Source organism: Anaerotruncus sp. 80 (assembly GCF_009936115.1).
In the GTDB taxonomy this organism is placed as follows: domain Bacteria; phylum Bacillota; class Clostridia; order Peptostreptococcales; family Anaerovoracaceae; genus Senimuribacter; species Senimuribacter intestinalis.
The window spans coordinates 1-25,761 of sequence record NZ_QWES01000040.1 but is presented as its reverse complement, the minus strand read 5'-3'; the positions used below and the strand labels follow the sequence as shown (position 1 = coordinate 25,761).

At 44.3% G+C, this 25,761-nt stretch carries 29 protein-coding genes; 3 read left to right on the top strand and 26 right to left on the bottom strand.

Annotated features, from left to right (window positions below; translation table 11 throughout):
- Window positions 1-692: 692 nt before the first annotated feature.
- On the top strand, window positions 693-962 hold the full coding sequence (locus D1155_RS14735; RefSeq protein ID WP_160203177.1) for a helix-turn-helix transcriptional regulator: 270 nt from the start codon (window positions 693-695) through the stop codon (window positions 960-962).
- 132 nt (window positions 963-1,094) lie between these two features.
- Here D1155_RS14735 and groL read toward each other — a convergent pair whose 3' ends face one another.
- The 13 genes from groL to D1155_RS14670 all read right to left on the bottom strand — a co-directional run bounded on the left by groL (window position 1,095) and on the right by D1155_RS14670 (window position 14,290).
- Window positions 1,095-2,726 (bottom strand): chaperonin GroEL, encoded by a 1,632-nt coding sequence (gene groL / locus D1155_RS14730; RefSeq protein ID WP_160203176.1) that lies wholly within the window; start codon window positions 2,724-2,726, stop codon window positions 1,095-1,097.
- A gap of 24 nt (window positions 2,727-2,750) precedes the next feature.
- Window positions 2,751-3,029 (bottom strand): co-chaperone GroES, encoded by a 279-nt coding sequence (locus D1155_RS14725; protein ID WP_160203175.1) that lies wholly within the window; start codon window positions 3,027-3,029, stop codon window positions 2,751-2,753.
- A gap of 314 nt (window positions 3,030-3,343) precedes the next feature.
- Window positions 3,344-4,090 carry a creatininase family protein gene (locus tag D1155_RS14720; RefSeq protein WP_160203174.1) on the bottom strand — a complete coding sequence of 249 codons (747 nt, stop codon included), beginning with the start codon at window positions 4,088-4,090 and terminating at the stop codon, window positions 3,344-3,346.
- 14 nt (window positions 4,091-4,104) lie between these two features.
- On the bottom strand, window positions 4,105-5,628 hold the full coding sequence (locus D1155_RS14715; RefSeq protein ID WP_160203173.1) for an ABC transporter substrate-binding protein: 1,524 nt from the start codon (window positions 5,626-5,628) through the stop codon (window positions 4,105-4,107).
- A 1-nt stretch (window position 5,629) separates the two neighbouring features.
- Entirely contained in the window at window positions 5,630-6,616 is a 987-nt protein-coding gene (locus D1155_RS14710; RefSeq protein ID WP_160203172.1) for an oligopeptide/dipeptide ABC transporter ATP-binding protein, read from the bottom strand.
- 4 nt (window positions 6,617-6,620) lie between these two features.
- On the bottom strand, window positions 6,621-7,607 hold the full coding sequence (locus D1155_RS14705; protein WP_160203171.1) for an ABC transporter ATP-binding protein: 987 nt from the start codon (window positions 7,605-7,607) through the stop codon (window positions 6,621-6,623).
- Between the two features lie 18 nt (window positions 7,608-7,625).
- The gene (locus D1155_RS14700) at window positions 7,626-8,531 is read right to left on the bottom strand and encodes an ABC transporter permease (protein ID WP_243151117.1); all 906 of its coding nucleotides are present in this window, start codon (window positions 8,529-8,531) and stop codon (window positions 7,626-7,628) included.
- Window positions 8,506-9,489 carry an ABC transporter permease gene (locus tag D1155_RS14695; protein ID WP_160203170.1) on the bottom strand — a complete coding sequence of 328 codons (984 nt, stop codon included), beginning with the start codon at window positions 9,487-9,489 and terminating at the stop codon, window positions 8,506-8,508. Before D1155_RS14695 ends, D1155_RS14700 begins: the two co-directional genes overlap by 26 nt.
- 3 nt (window positions 9,490-9,492) lie before the next feature.
- On the bottom strand, window positions 9,493-10,641 hold the full coding sequence (gene iadA, locus D1155_RS14690) for a beta-aspartyl-peptidase (RefSeq protein ID WP_160203169.1): 1,149 nt from the start codon (window positions 10,639-10,641) through the stop codon (window positions 9,493-9,495).
- A 29-nt stretch (window positions 10,642-10,670) separates the two neighbouring features.
- Window positions 10,671-11,567, bottom strand: a complete 897-nt coding sequence (locus D1155_RS14685) for a MurR/RpiR family transcriptional regulator (RefSeq protein ID WP_160203168.1) — start codon at window positions 11,565-11,567, stop codon at window positions 10,671-10,673.
- 35 nt (window positions 11,568-11,602) lie between these two features.
- Window positions 11,603-12,421, bottom strand: a complete 819-nt coding sequence (locus D1155_RS14680; RefSeq protein WP_160203167.1) for a Nif3-like dinuclear metal center hexameric protein — start codon at window positions 12,419-12,421, stop codon at window positions 11,603-11,605.
- Between the two features lie 201 nt (window positions 12,422-12,622).
- Complete coding sequence (locus tag D1155_RS14675; protein WP_160203166.1) at window positions 12,623-13,483, bottom strand: DNA glycosylase; 861 nt, start codon at window positions 13,481-13,483, stop codon at window positions 12,623-12,625.
- Between the two features lie 3 nt (window positions 13,484-13,486).
- A complete protein-coding gene (locus D1155_RS14670) occupies window positions 13,487-14,290 on the bottom strand; it encodes an Asp23/Gls24 family envelope stress response protein (RefSeq protein WP_160203165.1) in 804 nt (267 codons plus the stop codon).
- Window positions 14,291-14,360: 70 nt separating this feature from the next.
- Between D1155_RS14670 and D1155_RS14665 the strand changes: the two genes are divergently transcribed.
- The gene (locus tag D1155_RS14665) at window positions 14,361-14,531 is read left to right on the top strand and encodes a 4Fe-4S binding protein (RefSeq protein WP_160203164.1); all 171 of its coding nucleotides are present in this window, start codon (window positions 14,361-14,363) and stop codon (window positions 14,529-14,531) included.
- Window positions 14,532-14,606: 75 nt separating this feature from the next.
- On the opposite strand, the gene D1155_RS14660 is transcribed toward D1155_RS14665, so the two are convergent.
- From D1155_RS14660 to D1155_RS14605, 12 genes are all read right to left on the bottom strand, one after another.
- Window positions 14,607-15,275 (bottom strand): redox-sensing transcriptional repressor Rex, encoded by a 669-nt coding sequence (locus D1155_RS14660; protein WP_160203163.1) that lies wholly within the window; start codon window positions 15,273-15,275, stop codon window positions 14,607-14,609.
- 85 nt (window positions 15,276-15,360) lie between these two features.
- The gene (gene acpP, locus D1155_RS14655; protein WP_160203162.1) at window positions 15,361-15,597 is read right to left on the bottom strand and encodes an acyl carrier protein; all 237 of its coding nucleotides are present in this window, start codon (window positions 15,595-15,597) and stop codon (window positions 15,361-15,363) included.
- Between the two features lie 93 nt (window positions 15,598-15,690).
- Window positions 15,691-17,637, bottom strand: a complete 1,947-nt coding sequence (locus tag D1155_RS14650) for an ABC-F family ATP-binding cassette domain-containing protein (protein WP_160203161.1) — start codon at window positions 17,635-17,637, stop codon at window positions 15,691-15,693.
- Between the two features lie 22 nt (window positions 17,638-17,659).
- The gene (gene tsaD / locus D1155_RS14645) at window positions 17,660-18,676 is read right to left on the bottom strand and encodes a tRNA (adenosine(37)-N6)-threonylcarbamoyltransferase complex transferase subunit TsaD (protein ID WP_160203160.1); all 1,017 of its coding nucleotides are present in this window, start codon (window positions 18,674-18,676) and stop codon (window positions 17,660-17,662) included.
- A 28-nt stretch (window positions 18,677-18,704) separates the two neighbouring features.
- The gene (locus tag D1155_RS14640; protein WP_160203159.1) at window positions 18,705-18,881 is read right to left on the bottom strand and encodes a hypothetical protein; all 177 of its coding nucleotides are present in this window, start codon (window positions 18,879-18,881) and stop codon (window positions 18,705-18,707) included.
- 67 nt (window positions 18,882-18,948) lie between these two features.
- Window positions 18,949-19,392 (bottom strand): ribosomal protein S18-alanine N-acetyltransferase, encoded by a 444-nt coding sequence (gene rimI, locus D1155_RS14635; RefSeq protein WP_160203158.1) that lies wholly within the window; start codon window positions 19,390-19,392, stop codon window positions 18,949-18,951.
- Between the two features lie 3 nt (window positions 19,393-19,395).
- Complete coding sequence (gene tsaB, locus D1155_RS14630) at window positions 19,396-20,193, bottom strand: tRNA (adenosine(37)-N6)-threonylcarbamoyltransferase complex dimerization subunit type 1 TsaB (protein WP_160203157.1); 798 nt, start codon at window positions 20,191-20,193, stop codon at window positions 19,396-19,398.
- Window positions 20,181-20,600 (bottom strand): tRNA (adenosine(37)-N6)-threonylcarbamoyltransferase complex ATPase subunit type 1 TsaE, encoded by a 420-nt coding sequence (gene tsaE, locus D1155_RS14625; protein WP_160203156.1) that lies wholly within the window; start codon window positions 20,598-20,600, stop codon window positions 20,181-20,183. Before tsaE ends, tsaB begins: the two co-directional genes overlap by 13 nt.
- 16 nt (window positions 20,601-20,616) lie before the next feature.
- Complete coding sequence (locus tag D1155_RS14620) at window positions 20,617-21,156, bottom strand: ECF transporter S component (protein WP_160203155.1); 540 nt, start codon at window positions 21,154-21,156, stop codon at window positions 20,617-20,619.
- Window positions 21,153-22,595 carry a dipeptidase PepV gene (gene pepV / locus D1155_RS14615; protein ID WP_160203154.1) on the bottom strand — a complete coding sequence of 481 codons (1,443 nt, stop codon included), beginning with the start codon at window positions 22,593-22,595 and terminating at the stop codon, window positions 21,153-21,155. Before pepV ends, D1155_RS14620 begins: the two co-directional genes overlap by 4 nt.
- Window positions 22,595-22,819, bottom strand: coding sequence for a NifU family protein (locus tag D1155_RS14610; protein ID WP_160203153.1), 225 nt, complete (start codon window positions 22,817-22,819; stop codon window positions 22,595-22,597). The genes pepV and D1155_RS14610 overlap by 1 nt, the downstream gene beginning before the upstream one ends.
- A gap of 42 nt (window positions 22,820-22,861) precedes the next feature.
- Window positions 22,862-24,070, bottom strand: coding sequence for an ABC transporter substrate-binding protein (locus D1155_RS14605; protein ID WP_160203152.1), 1,209 nt, complete (start codon window positions 24,068-24,070; stop codon window positions 22,862-22,864).
- 600 nt (window positions 24,071-24,670) lie between these two features.
- On the opposite strand from D1155_RS14605, the gene D1155_RS14600 reads away from it, so the two are divergent.
- Window positions 24,671-25,081 (top strand): hypothetical protein, encoded by a 411-nt coding sequence (locus D1155_RS14600; RefSeq protein WP_160203151.1) that lies wholly within the window; start codon window positions 24,671-24,673, stop codon window positions 25,079-25,081.
- 12 nt (window positions 25,082-25,093) lie between these two features.
- Here the strand turns inward: D1155_RS14600 and D1155_RS14595 are convergent.
- The coding region (locus D1155_RS14595) for a hypothetical protein (RefSeq protein WP_160203150.1) at window positions 25,094-25,761 on the bottom strand (668 nt) is incomplete at its 5' end.

Sequence of the window (25,761 nt, the reverse complement as noted above, 5' to 3'; positions counted from 1 at the left end):
TTTTTGTTCTTTTTTTAAGATTATAGTTATACGCCTTTTTGCGCAAAACTCATAAATGAAATGATAGTTCACAATGAGTATAACTCAAACACCCCAATCTTGGCAAGCATTTTTTCTACTTTTTGGAAAAAATATTCCCAAAAAAGGCTTTTGGGTTAAGGATAAAGCCTTTCGAATCAACGCACGACCGTGATTGTTTGTACTTGATTTACACAACACTATTTACGATTATTTCATTTGTCCACATTATAACACATCTCGTTTCGATTTCCAATAGTAAATTGTGGAATGCCAGCAATTTTTCTACTATATCATGTGCTCACTTACGCAGCTAAAATCGACAAAAACCGCTGATTTTAGCCATTTTCTCTATTTCATACTTCTATAATTTCCCTCAACATTACCAATAAATTTCTCTTTTTTTCTTGGTACTAAATTAAAAAGTGGGTTCAATCAGCTTGATTTTCCAATCTTTTTAGCGAAAATTTCTCCATTTTAGGCTCGCCTTTTTCTCTCTCTGCTGTACTCCCTTTCCTCTTCTATCAGACCGTCCTTCATTCTCTCCAAAGTATGAGGCATCTAATCGTCCATAATAGGTCAAATCGACCTATTATCCATTTTTTATTCCGCCCTATGTTATATCTATATATCTACCACGGATTTATCAACACAAAAAACGAAGGAGGAAAATTATGAACATGAACGATTTAAAGTTAGCTATGGGTGAACGTATACGTCTCGCTCGTGAAAGCAAGCACTTGTCCCGTGCGCAGCTCGCAGAGCTTGTTCACCTATCGACAAAATTTATTTCTGATATTGAAAACGGCGCAAAAGGAATGTCTCTTAAAAACTTTATACTGATAACGCAAGCTTTAGATACCCCAGCTGACTATCTGCTTTTCGGAAGTATGCAGTCGCCTCCCTCTGAACTGTGCAGCGAACCGAATCCCGACCAGAAATAAGCGTCAGCTTTTATGACCCGTTTAAAGAACTTACATTTGCTGCATCCCGCTTTCTTGCCAAAAGAGAAGACATCCCACAACACGCAAGATGTCTTCTCTTTCTTACAACATTATATATCCGGCTTCAGCAGATTACATCATGCCGCCCATGCCGCCTCCTGGCATACCTGCAGGCATAGCCGGAGCATCCTCTTTGATATCTACGATACCTGCTTCTGTAGTCAGAAGCATTGCGGAAGCAGAAGCTGCATTCTGCAGTGCAGAACGAGTCACTTTTACAGGGTCTACGATACCTGCTTCAATCATATCTACATACTCTTCAGTAGCTGCATTAAATCCGTATCCAACCTTCTGCTTCTTAACCTCAGCAACAACTACGCTGCCTTCAAAGCCTGCGTTTTCGGCAATCTGTCTAACTGGCTCTTCCAGCGCTCTTTCGATAATCTTTGCACCGGTTCTTTCGTCGCCTTCCAATGTATCTACATACTTGGATACTGCGTCGATTGCACTGCAAAGCGCTACACCGCCGCCTGCAACAATACCTTCTTCTACTGCTGCCTTGGTTGCGTTCAGTGCGTCCTCGATTCTCAGCTTTCTTTCCTTCAGTTCAGTTTCTGTAGCTGCACCAACTTTGATTACAGCAACACCGCCGGACAGCTTAGCCAATCTTTCCTGGAGTTTTTCTTTATCAAATTCAGATTCAGTTTCCTCAATCTGCTTCTTAATGGAGTTGATTCTTGCTGTAATGTCAGCTTTTTCACCTGCACCATTTACGATAACAGTGGAATCCTTGTCAACTTTAACAGTTGCAGCCTGACCCAGCATATCTAAAGTAGCTTCCTTTAGGTCATAGCCAACTTCTTCGCTGATTACTACGCCTCCTGTCAGTACAGCGATATCTTCCATCATAGCCTTTCTTCTATCACCAAAGCCAGGTGCCTTAACAGCAACGCAGTCGATGGTTCCTCTCAGCTTGTTGAGTACCAGTGTAGTCAGTGCTTCACCTTCTACGTCTTCTGCAACGATTAAGAGCTTTCTTCCCATCTTAACAACCTGTTCCAAAAGCGGAAGCAATTCCTGAATATTGCTGATTTTCTTATCTGTTAACAGAATCAGTGGATTTTCCATCACTGCTTCCATCTTTTCTGTGTCGCTTACCATATATGCGGACAGGTAACCTCTGTCGAACTGCATACCTTCTACTACATCTAAAGTGGTGCCCAGTGACTTTGCTTCTTCAACAGTGATAACGCCGTCATTTCCGACTTTTTCCATTGCTTCTGCAATCAGTGCGCCGATGTTTTCGTCTGCAGCAGAAACAGAAGCAACCTGTGCGATACTTTCCTTGGTTTCTACTTTCTTAGAAATTGTAGCAATTTTTTCTACAGCAGTTTCTACTGCACCCTGAATACCTCTCTTCAGAACCATAGGGTTTGCGCCTGCTGCTACATTCTTAAATCCTTCTTTAATAATGATCTGTGCCAGCAGTGTTGCAGTAGTAGTTCCGTCACCTGCAACGTCATTGGTCTTGGTTGCAACTTCTTTAACAAGCTGTGCACCCATATTTTCTACTGCATCTTCCAGTTCAATTTCTCTTGCGATAGTCACACCGTCGTTGGTGATTAGCGGAGAACCGAAAGATTTATTAATCAGGACATTTCTACCCTTAGGTCCCAGTGTAATCTTTACAGTATCTGCCAATTTATCCACGCCAGCCTGCAGTTTTCTTCTGGCGTCTTCTCCATAATATAAATCTTTTGCCATTTTACTTTACCTCCCAAACAAAAATTATTCTACTGTTGCCAGAATGTCTGCCTGGCTCATGATAGTATATTCCTCACCGTCATATTTAATTTCAGTGCCAGCATACTTGGAGAATACAACCTTATCTCCTGCCTTTACTTCCATCGGTTCGTCCTTGGTTCCAGGACCTACAGCTACGACTTCTGCCATCTGCGGTTTTTCCTTTGCTGCGCTGGCAAGAATGATGCCGCCCTGTGTTTTCTCTTCGGCTTCTAACTTCTTAATCACAACTCTGCTGCCCAGCGGCTTGATTCCAAAACTCATTTTCTCTACCTCCTGATATATATTTATCTAATTTTTATTCGATCCGTTATTAGCACTCAATCAAAACGAGTGCTAATCACTTTCTTTATTGTAGGTCTTTCTGCCCTCAATGTCAATATATTTTCCAAATTTTTTTATGTGTTTTTGGTGAAATTTTCCTTTACTCTCTCCGATTCTATTTTGGTCCGATATTTCCAAAATATGCACAAAAGCTCTTCCATATACTATATCCTATAAAAGGTGCCTCTCACGTAAATATAAGGAAGCGTTCTTTCTTCTCGAAAGAACGCTTCTCTGGAACAATTATGAGAGCTTTATCTCACTTCTGCCTTACGAAAGGCTTCTATAAAATTCGCAATGTAATCTGCTACTTTCGTGAGCATTTCCACGCCCCATTGCTGCGTAGCTTCTTTTGGATCATCTGGACCAATCCAGCCATTAGACGTGTACTTTATAACATCTCGAGGCACAGGAATGCCAATGCCGCCAAATTCTATTCTGTCAAATCCCATGGTTGGAAAATCTGCGCCCAAATCATCAATCAGTTCCTGCCCACGCATATGGTCAAAATACACCAGATTCGGATTTATTGCCAGCATTGCCGCGGTTTCCTCTCCACCACCGTGGCCGCCTGCCCACGCAGCATTGAGCTGGCCTGCCATAATCCACCAGTTCAACTGCACACCAAGCGCCCCTTTGCGGCTTAATTCAATGCACACGCGATTTAAAGTCGGGATATTGCCGCCATGACCGTTGAGGAACAAAATTTTCTTTGCTCCATGCGCTAGCAATCCATCGGTAATACGTGTCAGCAGCTGATACATACAGTCTTCGCCCAAGGACACAGTGCCCGAGAAACTAGTCATATCCTCACATACACCATAAGGGATTCCCGGTGCAGCAGCTATTTCAACCCGTTCCTCTATCATAGACAGTAATTTTTCCGGAATCATAGTGTCAACTCCCAGTACATTGTGGCTGCCATGGCTTTCCAAACATCCAATCGTCAAAATCACCATGTCATTTTTCTGAAAGTAAGACTCCGTTTGCCAATATGTCATTTCCGCAAGTCTCATTATTCTGTTACCTCAACATTACGCAGGCGATGGTATCCATTAGGATCCGGCGCAAAGCCGCTTACTTTCTTTGAAGCGCCCACATTGACACTCTCATAGTACAGCGGTGCATACGGTGACAAGTCTCCCAGCAATTCTTCCAGCTGATCATAATACTCTTGTCTTTTTTCCGGTTCAGCAGTTTCTCTTGCTGCAATGACCAACTTATCTACATCTTTATTTTTCAGGAAAGCATCGTTTCCAGGATAACCTGTCTGTGTAGAGTGCAGCAGTGAATAATAAGTATAGTCAGCATCACCTGTTACGCATACCCAACCTGCAAATGAAAGTTCATGTGAGCCAGTGCCCAGCTCGTCAAGCCATGTACCAAATTCCTTTGTTTGAATGCTTACTTCAATACCAATCTCCTTCAGCTGGCTCTGAATAACCTGACATATTTCATTTTTTACAGAATCATCTGTTACTGACAGAGTACAGGAGAATCCATCGGGATAGCCTGCATCAGCCATCAGTTCTTTCGCCTTCTCGATATTATGTTCATACTTCTGAATCTTTGCAGAGAAACCAAAGGTACTTGGCGGAATAACAGAATCTGCAGGCTCTCCCGCACCATACAGCATGGTTTCTACGATAGCTTCCTTGTCAATGGCATATCTGATTGCCTGTCTGACTCTCTCGTCAGCAAACTTCTCGTTGGTTTCGTTAATAGTCAGATAGGAAACACTCTGAGAAGGACCTTTGAACATCTGCAGGTTCTCATCTTCTTCTACACGCTTAGAATCATTAGCGGAAACGTTGTAAGCCAGATCAGCCTCACCAGTTTCAATCGCAATAACTCTCTGAGAAGCTTCCGGCACTACTTTCATAACCAGGTTCTGTGTCTTCGGTGCTCCCTGGAAGTAGTCAGGATTTGCCTCCAGTTTAGCGTACTCGCCCTGTTTCCATTCTACGAACTTGTACGCGCCGGTGCCAATCGGGTTCAGCGCAAATGCATCCTCATCTGCCTCTACTGCATGCTGCGGCACGATAGCGGTAAAAGGTACAGTCAGTGCAGATAGCAACGGAGAATACGGTTCCTTCGTCTTCACGATTACAGTATAGTCATCCTTTTTCTCAACTTCACTGATTGCGTCTACAACATAGGAAACATAGTTGGATTCTCTGGCTCTATTCAGAGAAAATACTACATCGTCTGCCGTCATAGCCTCACCATCGTGAAACTTCACATCCTGGCGCAGCTTGAATTCATAAGTTCTCTCATCCAGCTGTTCAAAGCTCTCTGCAAGCAGAGGCGCCGGTTCGTTGTTCTCGTCCATAGTTAACAGTGTGTCAAAAATCTGACTTGTTACAGTAACCGCCGGTGTTTCTTTGCCTACATGTGGATCCAGAGATGTGACGTCTGCAGCTTGTACCCAGGTCAAGGTGTCTTTCGCTGCACCGCCGGACTCTTCGCCGCCACCGCCGCAGGCTGCTGCTGTCAGCGCAAGACATAGCACCAGCACTAAGGTTAATACTTTTTTCATTTTAAACTTCCTCCTTCAGATTATTTATTTCGTGAACGCGTACACAGGCAGTAAAATGACCGGGTTCGCTTTCCACCAAAGGGATGTCCTGACCAAAGCAGGCTTCTGTCGCATAATTGCACCTTCCCGCAAAGCGGCAGCCAGGTTTCGGTTCAATCGGTGAACTGATTTCACCTTTCAAAATAATTCTTTCCATCTGTATGTCAGGATCCGGAACCGGAATCGCAGACAGAAGGGCCTTAGTATATGGATGTAGCGGTTTTGAGAAGAGCTGCTTCACATCGCAGTATTCCACCACCGTTCCTAAATACATTACCATGATTTTATCCGCTAAATGTTTGACAACAGATAAATCATGTGTGATAAACATATACGTCAAACCCATATCACGCTGCAAATCCTGCATCAAATTCAGAATCTGTGCCTGGATAGAAACATCCAAAGCCGAAACAGGCTCATCACAAACGATAAATTGCGGATTCAGTGACAAAGCTCTGGCAATACCGATACGCTGCCTTCTTCCGCCATCCAGTTCGTGTGGATAAGAATTAACAAAACGCTGCGCCAGACCTACCAAATCCATCATTTCGCGAACCTTTTGCTCCAAGGCTGCTTTGTCATTCTTTTTAATCACACCCTGAATCGTCAAAGGTAATGCAATCGACTGACTTACCGTCATACGAGGATTTAAAGAGGAGAATGGGTCCTGAAAAATCAGCTGCATGTCCTTCTTCAGTTCCTTCATCTCATTCTTGTTGTACTTTAGAATATTTTTTCCGTGAAACAGCACTTCTCCCGATGTTGGCTCATGTAAACGCAAAACCGCTCTGCCAAGAGTGGATTTTCCACAGCCTGACTCTCCAACAACTCCCAGCGTCTCTCCTTTTGCAATATCAAAAGTCACATCATCTACTGCATGAAGCTGCCCGGCTGGCGTTGCAAAATACTTCTTCAGGTGCTTGACTTCAAGTAATTTTTCTTTACTCATCTCATCACGCTCCTTTCCATGCGTCTTTTTCTGCGCCAAAGCGATGACAGCAAACACTGTGTCCCGGCGTTAATTCCACAGACTCCGGTGTCTTACAAGCACATACGTCTTTAGCATATTTACATCTTGGATGGAATCTGCAGCCCTCTGGTAAATTAGCTGGATCTGGCATCAGTCCTTCAATCGGCTGCAGCCGGTCTGTATCCTCATTCAGCTTCGGAATCGAATCAAACAGCCCTTCCGTATAAGGATGCACCCCGTTTTTAAACACATCGCGCAAGGTTCCCTGTTCTACAATCTCTCCAGCATACATGATTGCTACATATTCACAGTTTTGCGCTACTACTCCTAAATCGTGTGTGATAAGAAGCATGGATGTGCCTAGCTTACTTCTCAAATTCTTAATCAGATCCAGTACCTGCGCCTGTATCGTCACATCCAGTGCTGTAGTGGGTTCATCTGCTACCAGTAAATTCGGATTGCATGCCAGTGCTATGGCAATCACAACCCTTTGTTTCATTCCGCCAGAAAACTGATGCGGATATTCCTCTGCACGACTAGGATCAATACCAACCAGCGCTAACATTTCTCGCATTTTTTGATCCGCCTCTTCAGCAGATACTTTTTCATGTACAGCAATTACCTCTGAAATCTGTTTCCCCACAGTCATGACAGGATTCAACGCTGTCATCGGATCCTGAAAGATCATAGAAATTTCGTTTCCTCTAATCTTATACATATCCTCTTCACTAATCTCAGTAAGATTTTTCCCGTGATACAGAATTTCTCCGCCCACAATCCGACCCGGCGGCCACTGTATCAGTCGCAGGATAGCTTTCGCCAACGTTGTCTTTCCTGCACCAGTCTCTCCAACAAGTCCAACTGCAGCTCCCTGCGGTATATTCAGATTGACAGAATTAACTGCTCTTATGATGCCATCCTCGGTTTCATACCGTACAATCAAATCTTTGATTTCTAAAATATTATCCATAAACTTTTCTTCCTTACGTTAATTCTTCAGTTTCGGATCCAATGCGTCGCGCAGACCGTCTCCAATGATATTCAAAGCCAAAATTGTAACCAAAATCACCAGTCCTGGAAATACTGTGATATGCCATGCGTCTCTGATATAACCCCTGGCATTGGTAAGCATTGCACCCCACTCAGGAAGTGGCGGCTGAATGCCTAGCCCTAAGAATGATAAGCCTGCAATAGACAGAATCGCACCAGCAATCGCCATAGTCACCTCAACAATCAATGGCGCCATAGCATTAGGCAAAATTTGCTGGAAGATGATCTTTCTGTCCGATGCACCCACTGCCTTTGCTGCTTCAATAAATTCTCTTTCTCGAATTGTCATTACAGATGCTCTCGTAATGCGGGCAAATTCTGGTACATATCCAATCGCAATAGATATCAATACGTTGACTAATCCTGGTCCCAATGCTGCTACGATAGCAATTGCCAGCAGCATATAAGGCAGAGAAAGCACAACGTCCATCAGACGCATGATTACATTATCCACACGTCCTCCATAATAGCCTGCTACCGCACCGATAACAATTCCTACGATACCAGCTGCAAGAACTGCAGCAATACTCATAAATAAAGAGTATCTGGTTCCCCATAAAATACGCAGAAGGATATCTCGTCCGAACTCATCCAGCCCCAGGATATGTGAACTGCTTGGCGGTTCAAACCGCTGCGTCAGGTTTTGACTGATTACCAGTGTATCGTAGATGGAGTCGTTGGTGACCCAGTCAATCACTAAAGTGATAATTCCAATTAACGCCAGACATAGAAGAAAAATCAAACTGATAACGGCCATCTTGTTCTTCTTGAATCGTCTCCAGGCATCCGCCCACAAAGTTCTGGCTTTTACTGTGCCGCTATTGTTTTGCAAAACGTTTTCCAAGTCTTTTTCCTCCTCCCACGCTCTTGTATTGTGCTTTAATTCTTGGATCAACAAATGCGTACAGAATGTCCACCAGCAAATTGACCACAGAATACATCAGCGCCAGGAACATTGCAGATCCTAATACCATAGGCATGTCCTTGGCTTTGATAGATTCTACCATGAATCGTCCCAGTCCCGGCCACGAAAAGATGGTTTCTGTCAGTGCTGCACCGCCAAGCAACATACCAAACTGCAGTCCAATCACTGTTACGATTGGAATCAGTGCATTTTTGAACATATGATTTTTCGTAATATATCCTTCCTTCAGACCTTTAGATCGCGCCGTATCTATGTAATCCTGCCGCATGGATTCCAGCATGCTGGAACGTGTCATACGCATAATGCTGGCTGCACAGCCTGTCCCAAGAGTCAGCGCCGGGAGAATTAAACTCGGCAGCAGCGCCATCCCTTCTCCCATACCTGATGCCGGAAGCCAGCCCAAGCTCAGTGAGAAAAACATAACCAACAGAAGACCCAGCCAAAAGTTCGGCATGGCTACACCGATTAATCCTAATACAGTAGCGATATTATCTACCCACGTATATTGCTTTTTCGCTGATAAAATGCCAATTGGAACACCTATCAGAATCGCTACAAGAATACCGGCAATAGATAGAATCACCGTATTGGGAAAGTACCCCAGTACCTGCGGCAATACTTCCAGCTGGCTCTTCCAAGAAGTCCCAAAATCGCCTTTTAGTGCGTCAGTCATATAATCGAAATAACGCACAAACAGATTATGGTCCAGCCCTAACTCTTCTCGCATCGCCTGAACTGCTGACTCAGATGCCTGCTGTCCCAGTATCATACGAGTCGGATCACCTGGAGAAACAGCCAGGATGAAAAATACCAGAAATGATACACCGATTAATACCGGTATCATCATCAGTAATCGTTTCAAGACATATTTGTACACGTTTTATTCCTCCTCCTTATATAAAGGAATTTGCTCAAAAGTTCCTTTAACCAGAAGCTTTTTATTCTGCATCATCAATCTGCCTTTCGCCATAACAGTATCGATCTGCAAGTCCTCATCCAAAAGCACCAAATCTGCATCACTCTCCGGATGTAAACAACCCTTTCTCGGATAAAGTTCCAAGGCTTTAGCTACATTGCTCGTAATCAGCTGAATTGCTTCCTCCATCGGTACTTTGAAATCGACAACCAAATTTCGAATAATTTCATACAACGGTTCCATACCGCCGATCATTACATCTACTACTGCGTCCTTTGCCTCATTCCATACTGGAATACTTCCTCCGGCATCAGAGCTGACAGTCAGTCTTTCGATTCCCATTTCCTGCACGACCTCATAGAGTTCGTCTGTTTTAGATGGCTCAGTCGTAAAATCTGCCCAGCCTCCCATTGCCATAAATCGCTTTGCTGCCTCGGTGTGACAGTCCATATGCGTTGGACGAAAATGTTTGATTGGAATCTGCTGCTCATCGCATATTTCTATAATGTCATCCAGCGTTCTGCCGATTCCGCCTACGTGAAGGTGCAGCACGCCTGGTTTTCCCGACACCAAAGAAGCCATACGTATATCCGATGTCAGCCGCGTCAGCTCTTCCTTTGTCGGTCGAGATGCCCGGTGATCCGATATCGCCAATTTACATCCTAGAATTTCATCGATATAGACAATATCCTTTGCTACCGATCCGGTTACAGTTACAGGCGGATAGATATAAGCCCCTGTCAAGCAGTAAGCGCTAATTCCCTCTTGCTTTAATGACTTTGTTTTTGCCAGCAAGTTTTCCACGCTGCGCGTAAAGCTATCGGTTCCCAGCAGTCCCACTACAGTAGTAACCCCTGCTTTGATAATAGATGACAGCGGAAGTTCCGGTATACGCGATTGAAATCCGCCTTCCCCGCCGCCGCCAGTCACGTGAACATGCTGGTCAATGAATCCCGGAACTGCTGTTTTACCCGTACCGTCAATCTCCTTAATACCAGGAATTGCAGGCTGCAAGTCCTTGCCTACAGCTACAATCTGCTCCCCCGAAATCAAAAGATTGCAAGTGCCTCTCAGCATAGGATCATACAGTGTTACATTTTTAATTAGATACATGTACAAACCTCCTTCAAGTTATAATTATTTTATTCATTTCCTTTGTCATTGAAGTAGTATTCATTGTCAAAGGCTGGAATCGTTGATGTCTTGAAAAAGTCTTCAATCAACTTCACTTTACTGTTGTAGGCTTCAAATACCTGCTTATTCTGCAAGATATACAACGAAGCGATAATGTCAGCCATAGCCGCCATAGATGCAATAGAATTATGAAAAATCATACTGTCAGAGCTGCACAGCAATGTGTGCCTTGCGTTGCGTACGATTGGAGAGGACAGCTTATCTGTCATTGCAAGCACCACTGCATTCTCCCTTCTCAAATAATCTGAAATCGCCACTGTCTGTGCTGAATAAAACGGAAGTGTAATCAGTATGAATACATCATTTTCGTCAAATCTGGTCAACGCATCCAAGACTTCTGCATAGTCAGCAACATTCACAAGCCGCGTCAGCGCACCCGTATCCCGCAGTTTATGCTGAAGACTTCCAGCGATGGTCAGCGATGCTGCATGACCGCAAATATAAATATTCTCTGCCTGACTCAAGGCATCTACAAATTCAAAAAGAGCATTGACATCTACGCCATCCATCGTTGCCTGCATCAACTGCAATTGGCTTTGCTGTAAACCAGTCAGGGTTACCTTGTCCGCAGCGTAACGTTTAGAAGAGGTTTCCAGCTTATTATTCCATCGCATTCTATCCTGCAAGTAGCCATGCATTGCCTTCTTCAGTCCTGAAAAAGTTTCCGCTTTCGTCTTCTTGCAAAAATTCAAAATCGTAGTCTCCGTAACTCCGATTTCGTCGGATAGCTTTTTCAGTGGTAAAAAACAGACCGCATCTGGATTATCTAAAATGTATTTCGCTATTCTTTTCTGCGTTCTGGTTAAGTCCGGCATCAAATCTTGTATTTCTTTCAATATATCCATAAGCCATTTCTCTCTTTCCTTCATACTGTGTATCCCTAAAGATCCATCAGCAGAGGTGTTTCTTCTATAAACTCTGCTTTTAGCCCCCGCTCTTCAAAGAATCTGCAGACTGACTTCAATGCAAATTTTTCTGTGGAATAATGTCCTGCCGCCAAAATACTGACACCTTGCTGCCTTGCCGCTTCATGAGATGGTGCAAACCAATCGGCTTCCTTTGTGCCTACGCCGGTAACAAAAAGACGCACACCTGCTTTTCTCAGTTTTTCATAGATGTCCGCTCCCTCACAGCCGCCAGCAACTAACGCGATCTTTCCATCCTGCAAGTTTTCTTCGCCATATTGATACAAGCGGCATTTATGCTCCACCACTAATTCTGTCTTGTCAAGAACCTGCTGTACAGTCTGAAAAGGTCCTGTACAAATCACGCCCATCATAGCGCCGCCCTCTTCAAAAAAACTTGAGTAAGGTGTCAATTCCATTTCTCCTGCCAAAGCAATACCCGGTGCATACGGTCCTAGCTGATCCAAAGGCAAGTGCATGCTATAGTGGCTAATGCGGTTTTCCTTCATATAGTGCTTATCCCTATCTGAAAAATATACCGGCGGCTCACTTTCAGGATGCTGTGCACCCGGATGATGTGTAAACAGCAGGCAGTCATGCGCTCCCTGTCGGCGGAGTTTTCCTAATACCTCCTCGCTTGAAAAAGTCGCAGTATAAACTTTGTCGATTACCTGCGCATTACTCAGCAGCAGCCCATTGGGCGCTAAATCGGTATACCGGCCCGGCTGAAAAAATTCGTCAAGCATTCGGCAAATGTCCTTTTCGTGAATATTAACAGTATTTTCTGAAATCATAGCATAAACTCCATTTACTACATTTTTTAATGTAATTACTTTATTTGCATTTTACTACGCCCCTCCCATGATTGTCAAGAGTAAATTCAAAAAATATGTAATTTTTCTGATTAGTTTTACATTCATACAATTCAGCCCACAAAAATAAGCCGAAAACTGCTTTACAGCAGTTCTCGACTCCCTTCTCAAAAAATAATTATACTATTTTCTTGCGTTCAAATTTCTGATGTAATAGAACAGGTATTGCTGTGCAAACCCTCCAAGGGCTCCAAAGTGCTCGTCAGCATATGCTTTCATGGCTCCATGATTTTTTTCATCAATTCCATAGAGTCCGCTCATCACCCTTGCCACCCAGACATCAATAGGAAAGCTGCCCGTCTCCCCCATGCCAAAGAGAGCAATGCAGCTTGCAACTTTAGGTCCTACTCCGCAAAGAGCTGACAAATCCTCTACATTCTCAGGCATTCCTTTCTGACATACAATTTTTGCAGTTTCAATCAGATATTTCGCTCTATATCCCAGCTTCACCGGCGCCAAATCTTCCACCGTTACCAACGCCAGTTTTTCTGGAGTTGGCAAATCATACCATGCCCTTCCCTCAAAGACACCGACCGGCTCTCCAAGCAGCTCCGCAAGCCCCTCTATACAGCCCTTAATCCGCGGAATGTTATTGTTCTGTGAAATAATAAAAGAAACAATAGTTTCCCACAAATCCTGATTCAGAATTCGGATTCCCCAGCCAAATTTGACTGCCTTTCTCATGACTTTATCACCACGACAAAGCTTTCGTTTGAGTTTCCCATAGTCTCTGTCTAAATCCAGATATTGACTCCAGAAATTTTCAAAATCTGCTTCCGTACAGTTGCTTATCTGCAGTCTGCCGCTGCCGCCTTCCGCTTCCCCTTCATATGACTCAAAGGCAATATTTGCAATTCTCCCTCCGGCAACACCAGTATAAGAGCCGTCCTCCTGCCGCTGCCACCGAAAGCACTGCCCGCATTCAAAGACATGCACAGGGAAAAAATCTTCAACGTCTTCTATTGTATATATTCTCTGTTCCATATTCTACTCGATCCATCTGACTTCTACATTGACCTTAACCACGTTAAATGCCGTCATGTACTCCACCGTCTCAGCCAGTTTCTGCTGAAACTCTATAGCGCTTTCCCATATCAGCGCCTGCGCCGATGCCGCTACAGCAATATCAATAATCAAATTATCCGGCGCCGTATTTTCATAAATCTTTAAAACTCTTGAAATCCCTTCTGACTCACCTGCTACACAGTCTGCAATATCCTTCATTACCGAGTCGGAAATAAAAAATTCTCCCATATAGCTGAACGTCGGTCTCACCACTGTCTTTTCCGGTTCCTGAATTTTCCCGCCGATTCCGCGCAAAATCCGAAGAGGATCCAGAAAATATCCGGCAAAATCACGTTTCAGCTGCAGAGTCGGTGCCGGAATGACGTGTTTTCCAAGCATATTCCTCTGCCTGTTTGCCGTCTCCCTTTCCTCTTCTGTAGTAATATCTTCAATATAAATTCGTTGACTGACAGCAGGCAGACCCAGCCTTGCTACAATCTTGTCCGTCATTTTGTCGCTGGTTCCAATAATTAAGATGGATTTCGGCTCCATCTCCCGAATCCGGTCTGCCACCGTCTGCGCATGTTCGTCCAGAGTAAACAACGCCGTCTTAATGGCGCCTACCATAGTTTTTTGGCGCTTTGCAGAAATCCCCGCCTCCACGCGATTTTTATAAATAAAAAGCCCATCATCAATGATACTTTCAATATTTCTCGCCTTACACAGATGAATCGCCTGATAGGATTTTCCTGTTCCACTTTTCCCCGTCAAAGTATAAACTTTCATCTTTACTATTACTTGCCCTTCTGTTATAATGGTACTGATTTAAAAAATGTCTTATAAGGAGGATAATATCATGGCTTATAAAATTACAGATGCTTGCATCAGCTGTGGCGCATGTGCTGCAGAATGTCCTGTAGAAGCTATCTCCGAAGGCGAAGGTACATATGTAATCGACGCAGACAAATGCATCGATTGCGGCGCTTGCGCTGGTGCTTGCCCGGTAGATGCTCCGGTAGAAGGTTAATCGAAAACTAACCAAACTGATAAGGCTGTACCCAAAAGGGACAGCCTTATTTTCTTTTGCCATGAAACAGCCGCCTTACTCTTCTCTTTCTTTCTCCTTTAGCGCTGTTTTCTTTTTCTGAATGTCGTTCATGTGATATGCTAAAGAGTGAAGGCTGTCAGAAAGATGTACATTTTCCAGCGCCACATGCTTTGGTACTTCAATATCTGTCGGCGCAAAATTCCAAATCCCCTTTACACCGGCGAAAGAAAGCTTGTCCGCCACCTCCTGCGCATTTTCTCTGCTGACACAGATGATTCCAATATCAATTTCTTCCTCTTCAACAAATTCTACAATATTTTCGTAGTCCATAATTTCCATTCCGTCAAGGTCTTTTCCTATCAGTGTTGGATTGATCTCAAAAACACCGTATACTTTAAATCCCTGCTTATGAAAATGGGTATATTTTGCAATTGCCTGTCCCAGATTGCCCGCCCCCATGATAACCATGCGGTACTCTTTATCCAGGCCCAAAATTGCGCTGATTTCGTCATAAAGCCCTTCTACGCTATAGCCGTAGCCCTGCTGTCCAAAACCGCCAAAGTTATTTAAGTCCTGACGAATCTGAGATGCTGTATAACCAATCAGATTGCTGAATTCTTTGGAGGAAATCTTTTCTACACCCTTTTTCTTAAGTTCAATGAGATAACGTCTGTATCTTGGCAGTCTCTTGATGACTGCGTTGGAAATCTTTGCATTTTTCATTTGACTAATCACCCTCTCTCAAATCATAGCAGTTTTCTTATGTTATTACAAAAAAGCCCGCCATAGGCTGACGGGTTTTCCATAGTTATTCCTGTTCACAATTTTCTTCAACATATCTTACTAAATCGCCTACTAACTGGAACTTCTCTGCATCTTCGTCAGCAATCTCGATATCAAACTCATCTTCGATTGCCATAATAATTTCTACAGCGTCCAGAGAATCAGCCTCGAGATCCTTCATCATATTGGTATCCATTGTTACCATAGATTCTTCTACATCCAGCTGATCCATAATAATAGATCTAATTTTATCAAAAGTCATAACCAACCTCCATTTGTCGTTACATAATTACAGAATTTATTATAGTAGACTGCCCTATGTAATGCAAGAAAAATTTTGGAATTTCTTAGTTTTTTACTCCAATTCCATCCATTTTTCGTATGCATCCGCAAGCTCAGCCTGATATTTCTCGTTCTCTTCCGTTAATTCTGCCAAATATTGATGATTTGTCAGATTCGCTTCATCACACATTTTCAGCTCATTTTCTGAAATCGCATTCTCCAGCTTTGCAATCAATTCCTCAAGCCGTTCCTTTTCTCTGGCAATGCGGCGTTCCTCCGCCTCCTGCTTTTTCTTTAGTGCCCGTTCTTCGGCAGCACTCAGCTTTTGATCCTCTTCCTTGCTTAAAACCGGCTGTGCCTCCTTGTGACCCATTTCTTTGAGATACTTTTTCCCGCTTTCCAGAGATGCCTTTTTTTCCACGTAATAATCATATGTACCAAGGTACTCTGTTAGTCCGGTCTTTTCCAGTTCTAAAATTCTAGTCGGAATTTTGTTGAGGAAGTATCGGTCATGAGATACAACGATAACCGTGCCAGGGTAATCCAAAAGCGCCTCTTCAAAGACCTCCTTAGAATCGATATCAAGATGGTTCGTCGGTTCATCCAGAATCAGTACATTAGCACCACTCATCATCAGTTTCAAAAGCGCCAGGCGCGCTTTTTCTCCGCCGGAAAGAGAGCCCACCTGTAAAAACACCTGGTCGTTTTTAAATAAAAACCTTCCTAAAATAGAGCGGATTTCCGCATCTTTATACAGGCGATAGGAATCATGCACTTCGTCCATGACTGTAGCGCTGTCATCGAGCAAAAGCTGCCCCTGGTCGTAGTAGCCAAATGCTACGTTATGCCCGATTTTCAGGTATCCGTCACTGGGAGAAAGCTCTTCCATCAGAATCCTAAGAAGTGTAGTCTTTCCCACACCGTTAGGTCCCACGATGCAAATTCGCTCGCCCCGCTTGATATCAAAATTCACGTTGGCAAACAGGTCTTTTCTGCTGGCGCCAAAGCCAAAGGACTTTGCCAGATTTTCACCATAGAGCACATCGTTTCCGCTCTGGTACTCCTGGCGGAAACGAATCTTCATCTTACCCTGCTCCGCTTCCGGACGCTCCAGCCGTTCCAAATGTTCCAAACGCTTTTCTCTGGAAGCCGCACGCTTAGCAAGCTTTTCCGTTCCCCGCTCTTTAAACCTGCGAATCATATCCTCCTGCCTGCGAATTTCGGTCTGCTGCTTATTATATGCACGCATCTCCGCTTCCCGCAGGGCTCTTTTTTTCTCCGCAAAAGCAGAGTAGTTGCCGTCGTAGCACCTAAGCTTATGGTGAGACACCTCAAAGATCCGGTTGGTCATCTGGTCCAGAAAATACCGGTCGTGGGAAACCATGACAATAGTCCCCTTATATCCCTTCAGATACTGTTCCAGCCACTTTAAAGTACCGATATCCAAATGGTTGGTCGGCTCATCCAAAAACAAAATGTCCGGTTTTTCAAGAAGCAGACACGCCAAAGCAAGGCGGGTTCTCTCACCACCAGAAAGAGTGCTGATCTTTTTGTCGTAGTACTCCGATCCAAACGCCATGCTGTTGAGAATGCCGTACATCTCACTCTTGTAGGCATAGCCGCCTTCATTTGCAAAAGCATCCTGCAGCTTTGCATACTGGTTCATCACGCAGCCGGCGGACGCCCCCATCTCGCTGATTTTCACGGAAAGCTCCGTCAGTTCCTGTTCCATCTCCTCGATGGGCTTAAAAATCTTCTGCACTTCCTCCAGCACTGTAGACTCCGTGTCGAAGTTATTTTTTTGTTTCAAATAACCTATAGTTGCGCTTTGGGAGAGAAAAAACTGTCCGCCGTCAGCAGAAAGCTCCCCCGATAAAATATTCAAAAGGGTAGTCTTGCCAGCGCCGTTAGCGCCCACAATACCCACTCTGTCTCCTTCATTGATGTGGAAGGAAACCCCTTCCAAAATAGTATCCACGCCATAGGTCTTCGTAATATCTTTTGCTGATAAAACAATCATGTCATTACTCTCCTATCGCCAGTTAAATTGCCATGCTCGGATCCGCATCCATATACAGGTCGCAAGCCCCGAACGCCTTGTATTTATAGTATGCAGCGCAGGCAATCATTGCTGCATTGTCAGTGCACAAAATCGGCTGGGGAATGTACAGACTCACCCCTGCGTTTTCACAAGCCTTCTGTAAATCCTGCCGCAGCTTAGAATTTGCCGCAACACCCCCTGCCAGCACTAGTTTATCCTGTTTTCTTTCCTTTACTGCTTCCATAGTCTTTGCCACGATTACATCAATGACTGCTGCCTGAAAGCTCGCCGCCACATCCGGCACAGAAATCTCCCGTCCCGCCTGCCGCTCTGTATTCAAATAGTTCAGCACTGCTGTCTTCAGACCGCTGAAACTGAAATCCAGACTGCCTTTTTCCAGAAAAACTCTTTTAAAAGCAATCGCATCCGGATTTCCTTCCTTCGCCACTTTATCGATTTTCGGACCGCCTGGATAGCCGAGACCGATGACTCTAGCCACTTTATCATAAGCCTCACCCACTGCATCATCTCTGGTGCCGCCCAGCACTGTACAGCAGTTATAGTCCGTCATCTCCACAATATTGGTATGTCCGCCCGACACGATGAGACACATAAAAGGCGGTGCAAGCTGTGGATAAGCAATGAAATTAGCACTGATATGCCCATGCATGTGATTGACCCCCACCAGCGGAATATCTCTGGCAAAGGCAATCGCTTTGGCTGTTGCCACTCCCATGAGAAGCGCGCCGATCAGCCCAGGACCGTTGGTCACACCGATCAGGTCAATGTCGGAAAGGCTGATGCCCGCCTCAGCCAGCGCCTGGTCGATGACGCCGTTGATATTCTCAAGATGATGGCGAGATGCAATCTCAGGCACCACACCACCGAAAGCCGTATGAATATCAATTTGTGATGAAATAATATTGCTGAGCACCTTCCTGCCGTCCGCCAAGATTGCCACCGATGTTTCATCACAGCTGGACTCAATGCCCATGGTCAAAAATGTTCCGTCTTTCATTACTCTTCCTCTAATTTCTATTCCAACATCACTTTACCATGCAGCGGTCGTCATGTCCAAGGTGCCTGCAGTTCTCACAGGACTGGTAGTCCGCCATGGTAAACGTGTCAAAGTCGTATCTGCGTTCAAATCTGTTGCAATGGGTGCAGATTTCCATCAAATCCCCATATCTGTCAATGTCATCATAAGGTAAATTCTGTTCCATGCTGTTTTCCTCCTTATTACCTAGTTACCGGTATTTTTACCGTCTCCGGGAGGAAATATACAAGGGTTTATCTTCGCCACATGATGATGGCATCTTCTCCGTTATCCTCATAATAGCCTTTGCGAAGTCCCTCCTCCGCAAAGCCAAATTTCTTATATAGCCCGATGGCAGGCGCATTGCTTGCCCTCACTTCCAAGGTGTGCGCCTTAACACCCTGTTTGCCTGTCACATCAATCATAGTTCCTATCAGCGCCATGCCGATATGTTTTCTGCGAAAGTCCGGTGACACGGCGACATTGGTTATGTGTCCCTCATCCACGATAGACCATACGCCTACATAACCGACAACTCTGCTGTCCACCTCCGCTACGATATAAAGCGACAGAGGATTTTCCGAAAGTTCATAAGCAAGGGACTCTCTGGACCAGGGAACCGCAAAACACTGCTGCTCCAAAAGCACCATCTGATCCACATCACCGGGCACGCCTTTTCTCAAAATCAGCTCCGCCATCTCTTACCTCGCCTTAAAGCGCGCCATCTTCGCCGCACGCTCTTTCTCCAGAGTTCCGTCCTTCAGCTTCTGTTCTGCTTCTGTCGCCCGCATATATTCAGGCAGAAGCTGGGCAAAAGGCAGTATCTCCCCCGCCTTAAACTTTTCCAGTGCGCAAAGTGCCGTCATGGACGCCAGCTGATATCTTTCTTCTTTGTCGGCAAATGCAACTTGCACTGCGCCATACTTTTTCGCCATATCCGCCGCAAAAGCAGCAAGCTCCTTCTCATAAGCGTCAATGCCGTCGCCGTAAACTTTTATGCTCATCGCCTGGGGCATGCCGCAGGGAAGCTCGCTGCGCTGCGCCTCTAAATACCGGTCCAGCGCCTCAAAACAATCCGTCAGCATATAGGGTCCGCTCTCTAAAATATCTGCGCCATTTTCATCATAAATGCCGCCGTATACCTGTCCTCTCCGTGCATTGAAAAGAACCATGACAGCAGCACTTCCGTCACACTTTGTCTTGAAAGAATCCAAAGTCGGCACCGAGACAGCCGGAATGGAAAGAGCCTGAGAAATAGCCCGCGCCGAAGCCACGCCGATTCGGATGCCCGTAAAAGAACCCGGTCCAACCGAAGCGGCAACTGCTGCAAGTTCTGATTTTGCAGCACCCTTTTCATCAAGGAGCGCCTGCGCCATCGGCATTAAATCCTTCAGATGGTTCATTTCTTCCGCAGAAATTTTGCAGAAAACTTCTCCCCTTTCATCTATAAGGGCCGCTGAGCCCTTTGGACCTGTGGTCTCGATTGCTAAAATGTACATTGATAAATCCGCTCTCCTTCGTTTTCGCCATACTCGATGAAAATACACAAGGTCTCATCAGGTAAAATCTCTGCTACCTGATCCGCCCATTCCAAAATGGATACCCCCTGTCCATAAAAGTATTCCTCTGCGCCGATATCAAACAGCTGGGCAGCGCTTTCAAGGCGGTACACGTCAAAATGATACAAGGGCATTCTGCCGGAGTAATACTCTTTGACAATTGTAAAAGTAGGGCTTGTGAGCATTTCTCTCACCCCAAGCCCCTCTGCTATGTATTTGGTTAATGTCGTCTTTCCCGTGCCCAGATTGCCAATCAGCGCAATGACAGTGCCCGGTTTTAGGCTCTTCGCAAGTTCATAGCCAAAAGCCTTCGTATCCGCTTCGTTTCTGATAATAATTTCTCTCATAATTTCCTCAAAGGCTTTACGCTTTGTGCAAAAATCCTGAAATCCGCTTATATACAAGAAAAGTGACGATTGCATTAAGCCCCGCCTTTAAAATATTAAAAGGAATAATGACAGGAATTAACATACCCACAACCACCTTTGTCGGCACGCCCATAAACGCCGGCGTCACAAAATAGTTAAACACTACCATAGCAGCTACCGTTACTAAAACACCTGCTACCAGTGCAATTACAGCCTCTTTCTTGGTTTTTTTGTGCCTGTACAGACAGCCTGCAACGATGACAAAAAGCCCCGTAGCCAGCATGTGCATGAGAAATCCATACACGCCGGAGCCGCCCAGCATAAAAGCCTGAATCAGACTGACAATTAAAGTTACCAAAAGACCTGCAATTGGTCCAAAGGCAAAGGTTGTGATATAAATTGGAATATCGGCTGGGTCATACTCCAAAAACGGTGCTGGCGGAAATGGGATTCTGATTAAAAGTACCAGAACACAAGATAATACCACCATCATGGCAAGCTTCGCAAGCTGTGCCGTCGTTAATTTATTCTTCATTCTTCCTCCGTAAATGTAAAATCTTCCTGCGTCAGCTGATAAATCGCCTCCGCATAAATCTTTGTCATAGTCATAAATCGATCTATGGAAATACGTTCGTCTTTCTGGTGCATGCGGTCTTCATCCCCCGGAAAAATTCCGCCGAAAGCAATGATGTTCTTTGCCGCTTTGGCATAAGTACCGCCGCCGATGACGATAGGCTTGCTTTCTGTATCGCCGGTATGCTTCTGATAAATGCCCACTAAAGTCTTTATCATCGGACTGTCCGGCGCCATATAGACAGACGGTTTTCCAGAAACTTTAATCAGCCCCATGTCGTATTCATTCAGTGTTGGCAAAATTCCTTCGTAGACCTGCTCTTCTGTTACTGTGACCGGATATCTTACATTGATATTTAAAGTGATAGAGCCTTTGTCATAGTGCACAAGACCCACATTCAATGTCAGCTTGCCCGACTGCGCATCTTCAAATCCGCAGCCAAGGTTCTTACCGTTGACATCAAAACCGATGTATCTCCGATAAAAATCAAAAAATACATTGAGTTCATCGCTGGAAAAATTCAGATTTCCTAAAAATTCCATCATGACGGAAATAGCATTCACGCCTGCCTGCGGATATGCCCCGTGAGCAGACTTGCCTTCCACGGTGATTTCTAAGGACTTTCCAACACCCTTGGTATTGATCTTAAATCCTCTTTCTGTGCGGAAAGCTGCAGCCAGTTCTTTAATCTGACTGTAGGTTTCAGAACTGTCACTGTTTACCACCGCTCTGGCTTTTTCTGCCACCATGTTGGTTGCACTGCCTCCGTTTAAGCTGCGCAAAGTCAAACCGCCGGACTGTTTCGGAAGCTTTCTGGCAATCTCAAAGACCATCATGCCCTTTTCGCCGTTGAGCGCAGGAAAATCCGCATCCGGTGTAAATCCGTAATCCGGCATCGGTTGACGGGCGAAATAGTATTCCATGCCTTTCCATTCGGTTTCTTCATCCAGCCCTACAATCAGCCGCACTTTCTTTGCCGGCTCATAGCCCGCATCTTTCAGCGCCTTCATGGCATAAAGGGCTGCCACCATAGGTCCCTTGTCATCTAGGGTTCCCCGTCCATAAATGTATCCGTCCGATACCGCTGCACTATAAGGTGCAAAACTCCAGCCCTCGCCTTCGGGCACCACATCCAGATGCCCTAGAATTCCAACGGTTTCCGTCCCCTGACCGAAGTCCACGTGCCCGCCATAGTTATCTATATTTTGGGTTTCAAAGCCCAGTTCTTTCGCTTTTTTTAAAAAACACGCAAAAGCATCCTGTACACCTTCCCCAAAGGGAAAAAGTTCTCCCTCTCTGGTAGTCACAGGATCTGAAACGACACTTTTGATAGACACAAGGTCTTGCAGCGTTTCAATCTGCAAGTCCTTGTTTAGGTCTATATTTTTGATATAATCCATTAGTCTACTGCTTCCACTCCGGCAATTTCTGGATAGCTTTCCTTCAGAACCTTTTCTACGATTCCTTTTAAAGTCATTCTTGCACCAGGGCAGCCAGCGCAGTGTCCCTGCAGTCTTACTTTTACAATGTTGTCTGCAGTCAGTTCTACGAATTCAATATCTCCGCCGTCTCTCTGCAGAATTGGTCTGATTGTATTCAGCGCATCTTTAATCTTCTGTTCCATTTAAAAAATCTCCTTTATATTAAATTTAATTGTTTAACTAGACTATTTTACGGTATAAATTGAGACAAATCTGTCTTCCTGTATCACATCAATATTGATTGCCTTCTTAGGTTCTCCACTTTCATTAAAAGAAATGTCTCCCGAAGCCCCTCCAAAATTTTCCGTCATCAAAAGTGCATCTTTCACTTTGGTGCCGCTTACATCGCCGGCCTGCTCAATAGCCTGTACTGCAAGCATATATGCATCAAATCCCAGCGCTACGGCCTCAGGCGCCTCATCCTTGCCATAGGCTTTTTTGTATGCGGCAAGAAACTCCTCATAAAGTGAGCCCGTCACAGTTTCGACTTCTGCACCGTCTGCCGTCTCTGCTGTAAAATCTGCAGCAACAGCTATGGTAATCTGCGGATATTTCTGCTGCAGTTTAATCAAGTCGTCACTGTGCCAATCCTTTGGTCCGATAAAGGTTACTGCATTAATACCCGCTTTATCTGCTGCGTCAAACATTTTTTCTGCATAAGACAGAGAAACCGGCATAAAAATCGCCTGTGCGCCTGAAGCTTTCAGTCGCTCTGCGAACTTTTCGCAAGTCTTTACATCCTGTGGAAGTTCTATACTTTCTACAATACATTCTTCATCGTCTGTCAGCTTTTCAAGTCTGGCAGAAAACTGGCTGACCATCTCTGTGGAGGTATCCTCATCGCGCACCTTCACGACTGCCGCCTGTTTTAACTGAAGTGCGCTAAACACATACTCCGCCAAGGCTCTGCCTTGACTGGCATCTGTAAATGATACTCTGAAATAGTACGAATTATTGGCAGTAATCAGCGGATTAGTCGCCGTAACTGCAATTGCCGGAATTTGCTTCTCGCCAAGTTTCTGGCTTGCAATCAGCGATACTGCATCCCCATAGCTTCCGAGCACTATAGCCGGCTGCTTCTCTATCAAAGCATCTACTGCGGTTTCTGCCGCATAAATGTTGCTCTGTGTATCAGCATAAATCAGTTCGACTTTCTTTCCTGCTATCTCAGGCACCAGATTGTGCGCCAATTCGATTCCCTGTATTTCCAAGTCGCCCATTGGACTGTCATTTCCCGTCTGCGGCTCCAAAACACCGATTCTTATCGTGTCGGCAGCCTGTCCTTCTTTTTCAAAAAAAGCTTCTTTAAAATTTTGATATGTGCTGCAGCTTGTCATAAAAAAAACGGCACAAACCAATCCCGCCGTCAAAGCCGCAAGTCTTGTTCTTCTCATAGATTCCCCTCTTCTACCCGAAAGTCTGAGTGTTTACATGGGTACACTTCATTATACTATATTTGAAACAATTGTAAACCTTTTTTGTGTGAAGCTCCCGTGTTAAAGGCATGAAAATCCGATTGAGAAGGACACTTAACCTAAATTGCGATTATTGAAAAAAAGTGTATAAGAGACTTCTCCTGAGACTTCGTGAATCTTGCATTTCATGCAAGATTTCAGATGAATTCATAAAAAACCCACGCAAAATGCAAAACTTAAACAAAACAATAGGGCTAAATATCTGTAAGAACAATCATTAAGCAAATTTTTTCAAATGTGGTTATACATTTTTTTAGCATTTTTTATTTCTCGGTTAAGAATTACCGGTTCCCCTTATACACTTTTTCTAAAAAAGTCTGTTTTAGGTTAAGCCTTTGTACTGATAAACCATCTTTCAGAGAATCAGTTTTTTCATGCGCTTACCGCCTACATGTATTATAAAAAAGGCACATTCGACAGAATTTTCTAATTATAGACAAACTTCGAAGTTGACAAGGAAAACAATGCAAGATATACTTGCCTTGCGAAAACTTACTCTCATCAAACGAAAGGATAACCATGAAAAAAAAATTCATCTGCATGTTTCTCATGCTCGCTTTAACCCTAGGAATGACTTCTGTTTTTGCATTTGCGGATACAGGTTCGACATATAGTACTGGATTCATTGGATTTACCACAAAAAGAGTTAGCGATACAAAAGCTACAGGTGGTGCAGTAGTATCATTTTCCGCTACCCCCTCTTCCTATACCGTTACCATCACACTACAGAAAAAATCCGGTAGCAGTTGGGTAACTGCTACCGATGTCACTGGCAATACTATCAAATACACAGGTTCAAACAAATCTACAGTTATAACCACTGATGAATGGACCGTAAAAAAGGGTGTCGTCTATAGATTAAAATGTGTTAGTGTTGATAAATATAACGGAATTCAATATTCAAATACTGACTATTCCGACCCTTTTTAATTACCTATTTAATCATCTCTCTAAAGAGTCTGCAATTAATGCATACTCAGAATCGTCTAGATTTCCTTTGATTGATTCAACATTTTCTCCTACAAAGAAATGTCCTGTTTTCCCCTCATCTTCTTTAATTCTTATCTCAATTCCTTTTTCAGTTGAAAACTTTCTATCGTAGCCCTTAATTATTTCTAACTCTGTACCCACTACCTGTACAATGCTTAGAGTATTTTTATTTTGGACATAGGTATATGTGTATGTACCAAACAACTCAGTTACTGCAATCTCCAGTTTTGAAAATTCATACCCTTCCGGAACATACTGCGGTATCAAAAGCTGCGGGTATTTCTTTTTCACACCATCAACCTTCTTCCAGTCATCAACGATGATGCTTTCTTCACCTGCATTTTCTCCTGGTTCGCCTCGACCTTCTTTCACAATGGTATTGTTGCCCTCTTCTGTAGTAATTGGACCATTTTTCCCAGCAATTGCAGCGTCCGGCACCAGCAAGTTCATTGCACTAAAAGTACCTGCGCAAACAATCACAACGCAGGATATCGCAGCCATATACTTCCTCTTCCTAGCTCTACTCTTCTCCCTGGCAGCTGTGACCCAGCCTTCCAACACCTCTGCGTCTAGTTTTGTCTTCTTTTCGTGTCTCTTCAGTGCCGCTCCTATCTCCTCCA

What these genes read in the sequence shown, in the direction of transcription:
- D1155_RS14735 (WP_160203177.1), top strand. Translation starts at nt 693, where the DNA reads ATGAACATGAACGATTTAAAGTTAGCTATGGGTGAACGTATACGTCTC.
- groL (WP_160203176.1), bottom strand. Translation starts at nt 2,726, where the DNA reads ATGGCAAAAGATTTATATTATGGAGAAGACGCCAGAAGAAAACTGCAG.
- D1155_RS14725 (WP_160203175.1), bottom strand. Translation starts at nt 3,029, where the DNA reads ATGAGTTTTGGAATCAAGCCGCTGGGCAGCAGAGTTGTGATTAAGAAG.
- D1155_RS14720 (WP_160203174.1), bottom strand. Translation starts at nt 4,090, where the DNA reads ATGACATATTGGCAAACGGAGTCTTACTTTCAGAAAAATGACATGGTG.
- D1155_RS14715 (WP_160203173.1), bottom strand. Translation starts at nt 5,628, where the DNA reads ATGAAAAAAGTATTAACCTTAGTGCTGGTGCTATGTCTTGCGCTGACA.
- D1155_RS14710 (WP_160203172.1), bottom strand. Translation starts at nt 6,616, where the DNA reads ATGAGTAAAGAAAAATTACTTGAAGTCAAGCACCTGAAGAAGTATTTT.
- D1155_RS14705 (WP_160203171.1), bottom strand. Translation starts at nt 7,607, where the DNA reads ATGGATAATATTTTAGAAATCAAAGATTTGATTGTACGGTATGAAACC.
- iadA (WP_160203169.1), bottom strand. Translation starts at nt 10,641, where the DNA reads ATGTATCTAATTAAAAATGTAACACTGTATGATCCTATGCTGAGAGGC.
- D1155_RS14685 (WP_160203168.1), bottom strand. Translation starts at nt 11,567, where the DNA reads ATGGATATATTGAAAGAAATACAAGATTTGATGCCGGACTTAACCAGA.
- D1155_RS14680 (WP_160203167.1), bottom strand. Translation starts at nt 12,421, where the DNA reads ATGATTTCAGAAAATACTGTTAATATTCACGAAAAGGACATTTGCCGA.
- D1155_RS14675 (WP_160203166.1), bottom strand. Translation starts at nt 13,483, where the DNA reads ATGGAACAGAGAATATATACAATAGAAGACGTTGAAGATTTTTTCCCT.
- D1155_RS14670 (WP_160203165.1), bottom strand. Translation starts at nt 14,290, where the DNA reads ATGAAAGTTTATACTTTGACGGGGAAAAGTGGAACAGGAAAATCCTAT.
- D1155_RS14665 (WP_160203164.1), top strand. Translation starts at nt 14,361, where the DNA reads ATGGCTTATAAAATTACAGATGCTTGCATCAGCTGTGGCGCATGTGCT.
- D1155_RS14660 (WP_160203163.1), bottom strand. Translation starts at nt 15,275, where the DNA reads ATGAAAAATGCAAAGATTTCCAACGCAGTCATCAAGAGACTGCCAAGA.
- acpP (WP_160203162.1), bottom strand. Translation starts at nt 15,597, where the DNA reads ATGACTTTTGATAAAATTAGATCTATTATTATGGATCAGCTGGATGTA.
- D1155_RS14650 (WP_160203161.1), bottom strand. Translation starts at nt 17,637, where the DNA reads ATGATTGTTTTATCAGCAAAAGATATTACGAAGACCTATGGCGTGGAT.
- tsaD (WP_160203160.1), bottom strand. Translation starts at nt 18,676, where the DNA reads ATGAAAGACGGAACATTTTTGACCATGGGCATTGAGTCCAGCTGTGAT.
- D1155_RS14640 (WP_160203159.1), bottom strand. Translation starts at nt 18,881, where the DNA reads ATGGAACAGAATTTACCTTATGATGACATTGACAGATATGGGGATTTG.
- rimI (WP_160203158.1), bottom strand. Translation starts at nt 19,392, where the DNA reads ATGGCGGAGCTGATTTTGAGAAAAGGCGTGCCCGGTGATGTGGATCAG.
- tsaB (WP_160203157.1), bottom strand. Translation starts at nt 20,193, where the DNA reads ATGTACATTTTAGCAATCGAGACCACAGGTCCAAAGGGCTCAGCGGCC.
- tsaE (WP_160203156.1), bottom strand. Translation starts at nt 20,600, where the DNA reads ATGAGAGAAATTATTATCAGAAACGAAGCGGATACGAAGGCTTTTGGC.
- D1155_RS14620 (WP_160203155.1), bottom strand. Translation starts at nt 21,156, where the DNA reads ATGAAGAATAAATTAACGACGGCACAGCTTGCGAAGCTTGCCATGATG.
- pepV (WP_160203154.1), bottom strand. Translation starts at nt 22,595, where the DNA reads ATGGATTATATCAAAAATATAGACCTAAACAAGGACTTGCAGATTGAA.
- D1155_RS14610 (WP_160203153.1), bottom strand. Translation starts at nt 22,819, where the DNA reads ATGGAACAGAAGATTAAAGATGCGCTGAATACAATCAGACCAATTCTG.
- D1155_RS14605 (WP_160203152.1), bottom strand. Translation starts at nt 24,070, where the DNA reads ATGAGAAGAACAAGACTTGCGGCTTTGACGGCGGGATTGGTTTGTGCC.
- D1155_RS14600 (WP_160203151.1), top strand. Translation starts at nt 24,671, where the DNA reads ATGAAAAAAAAATTCATCTGCATGTTTCTCATGCTCGCTTTAACCCTA.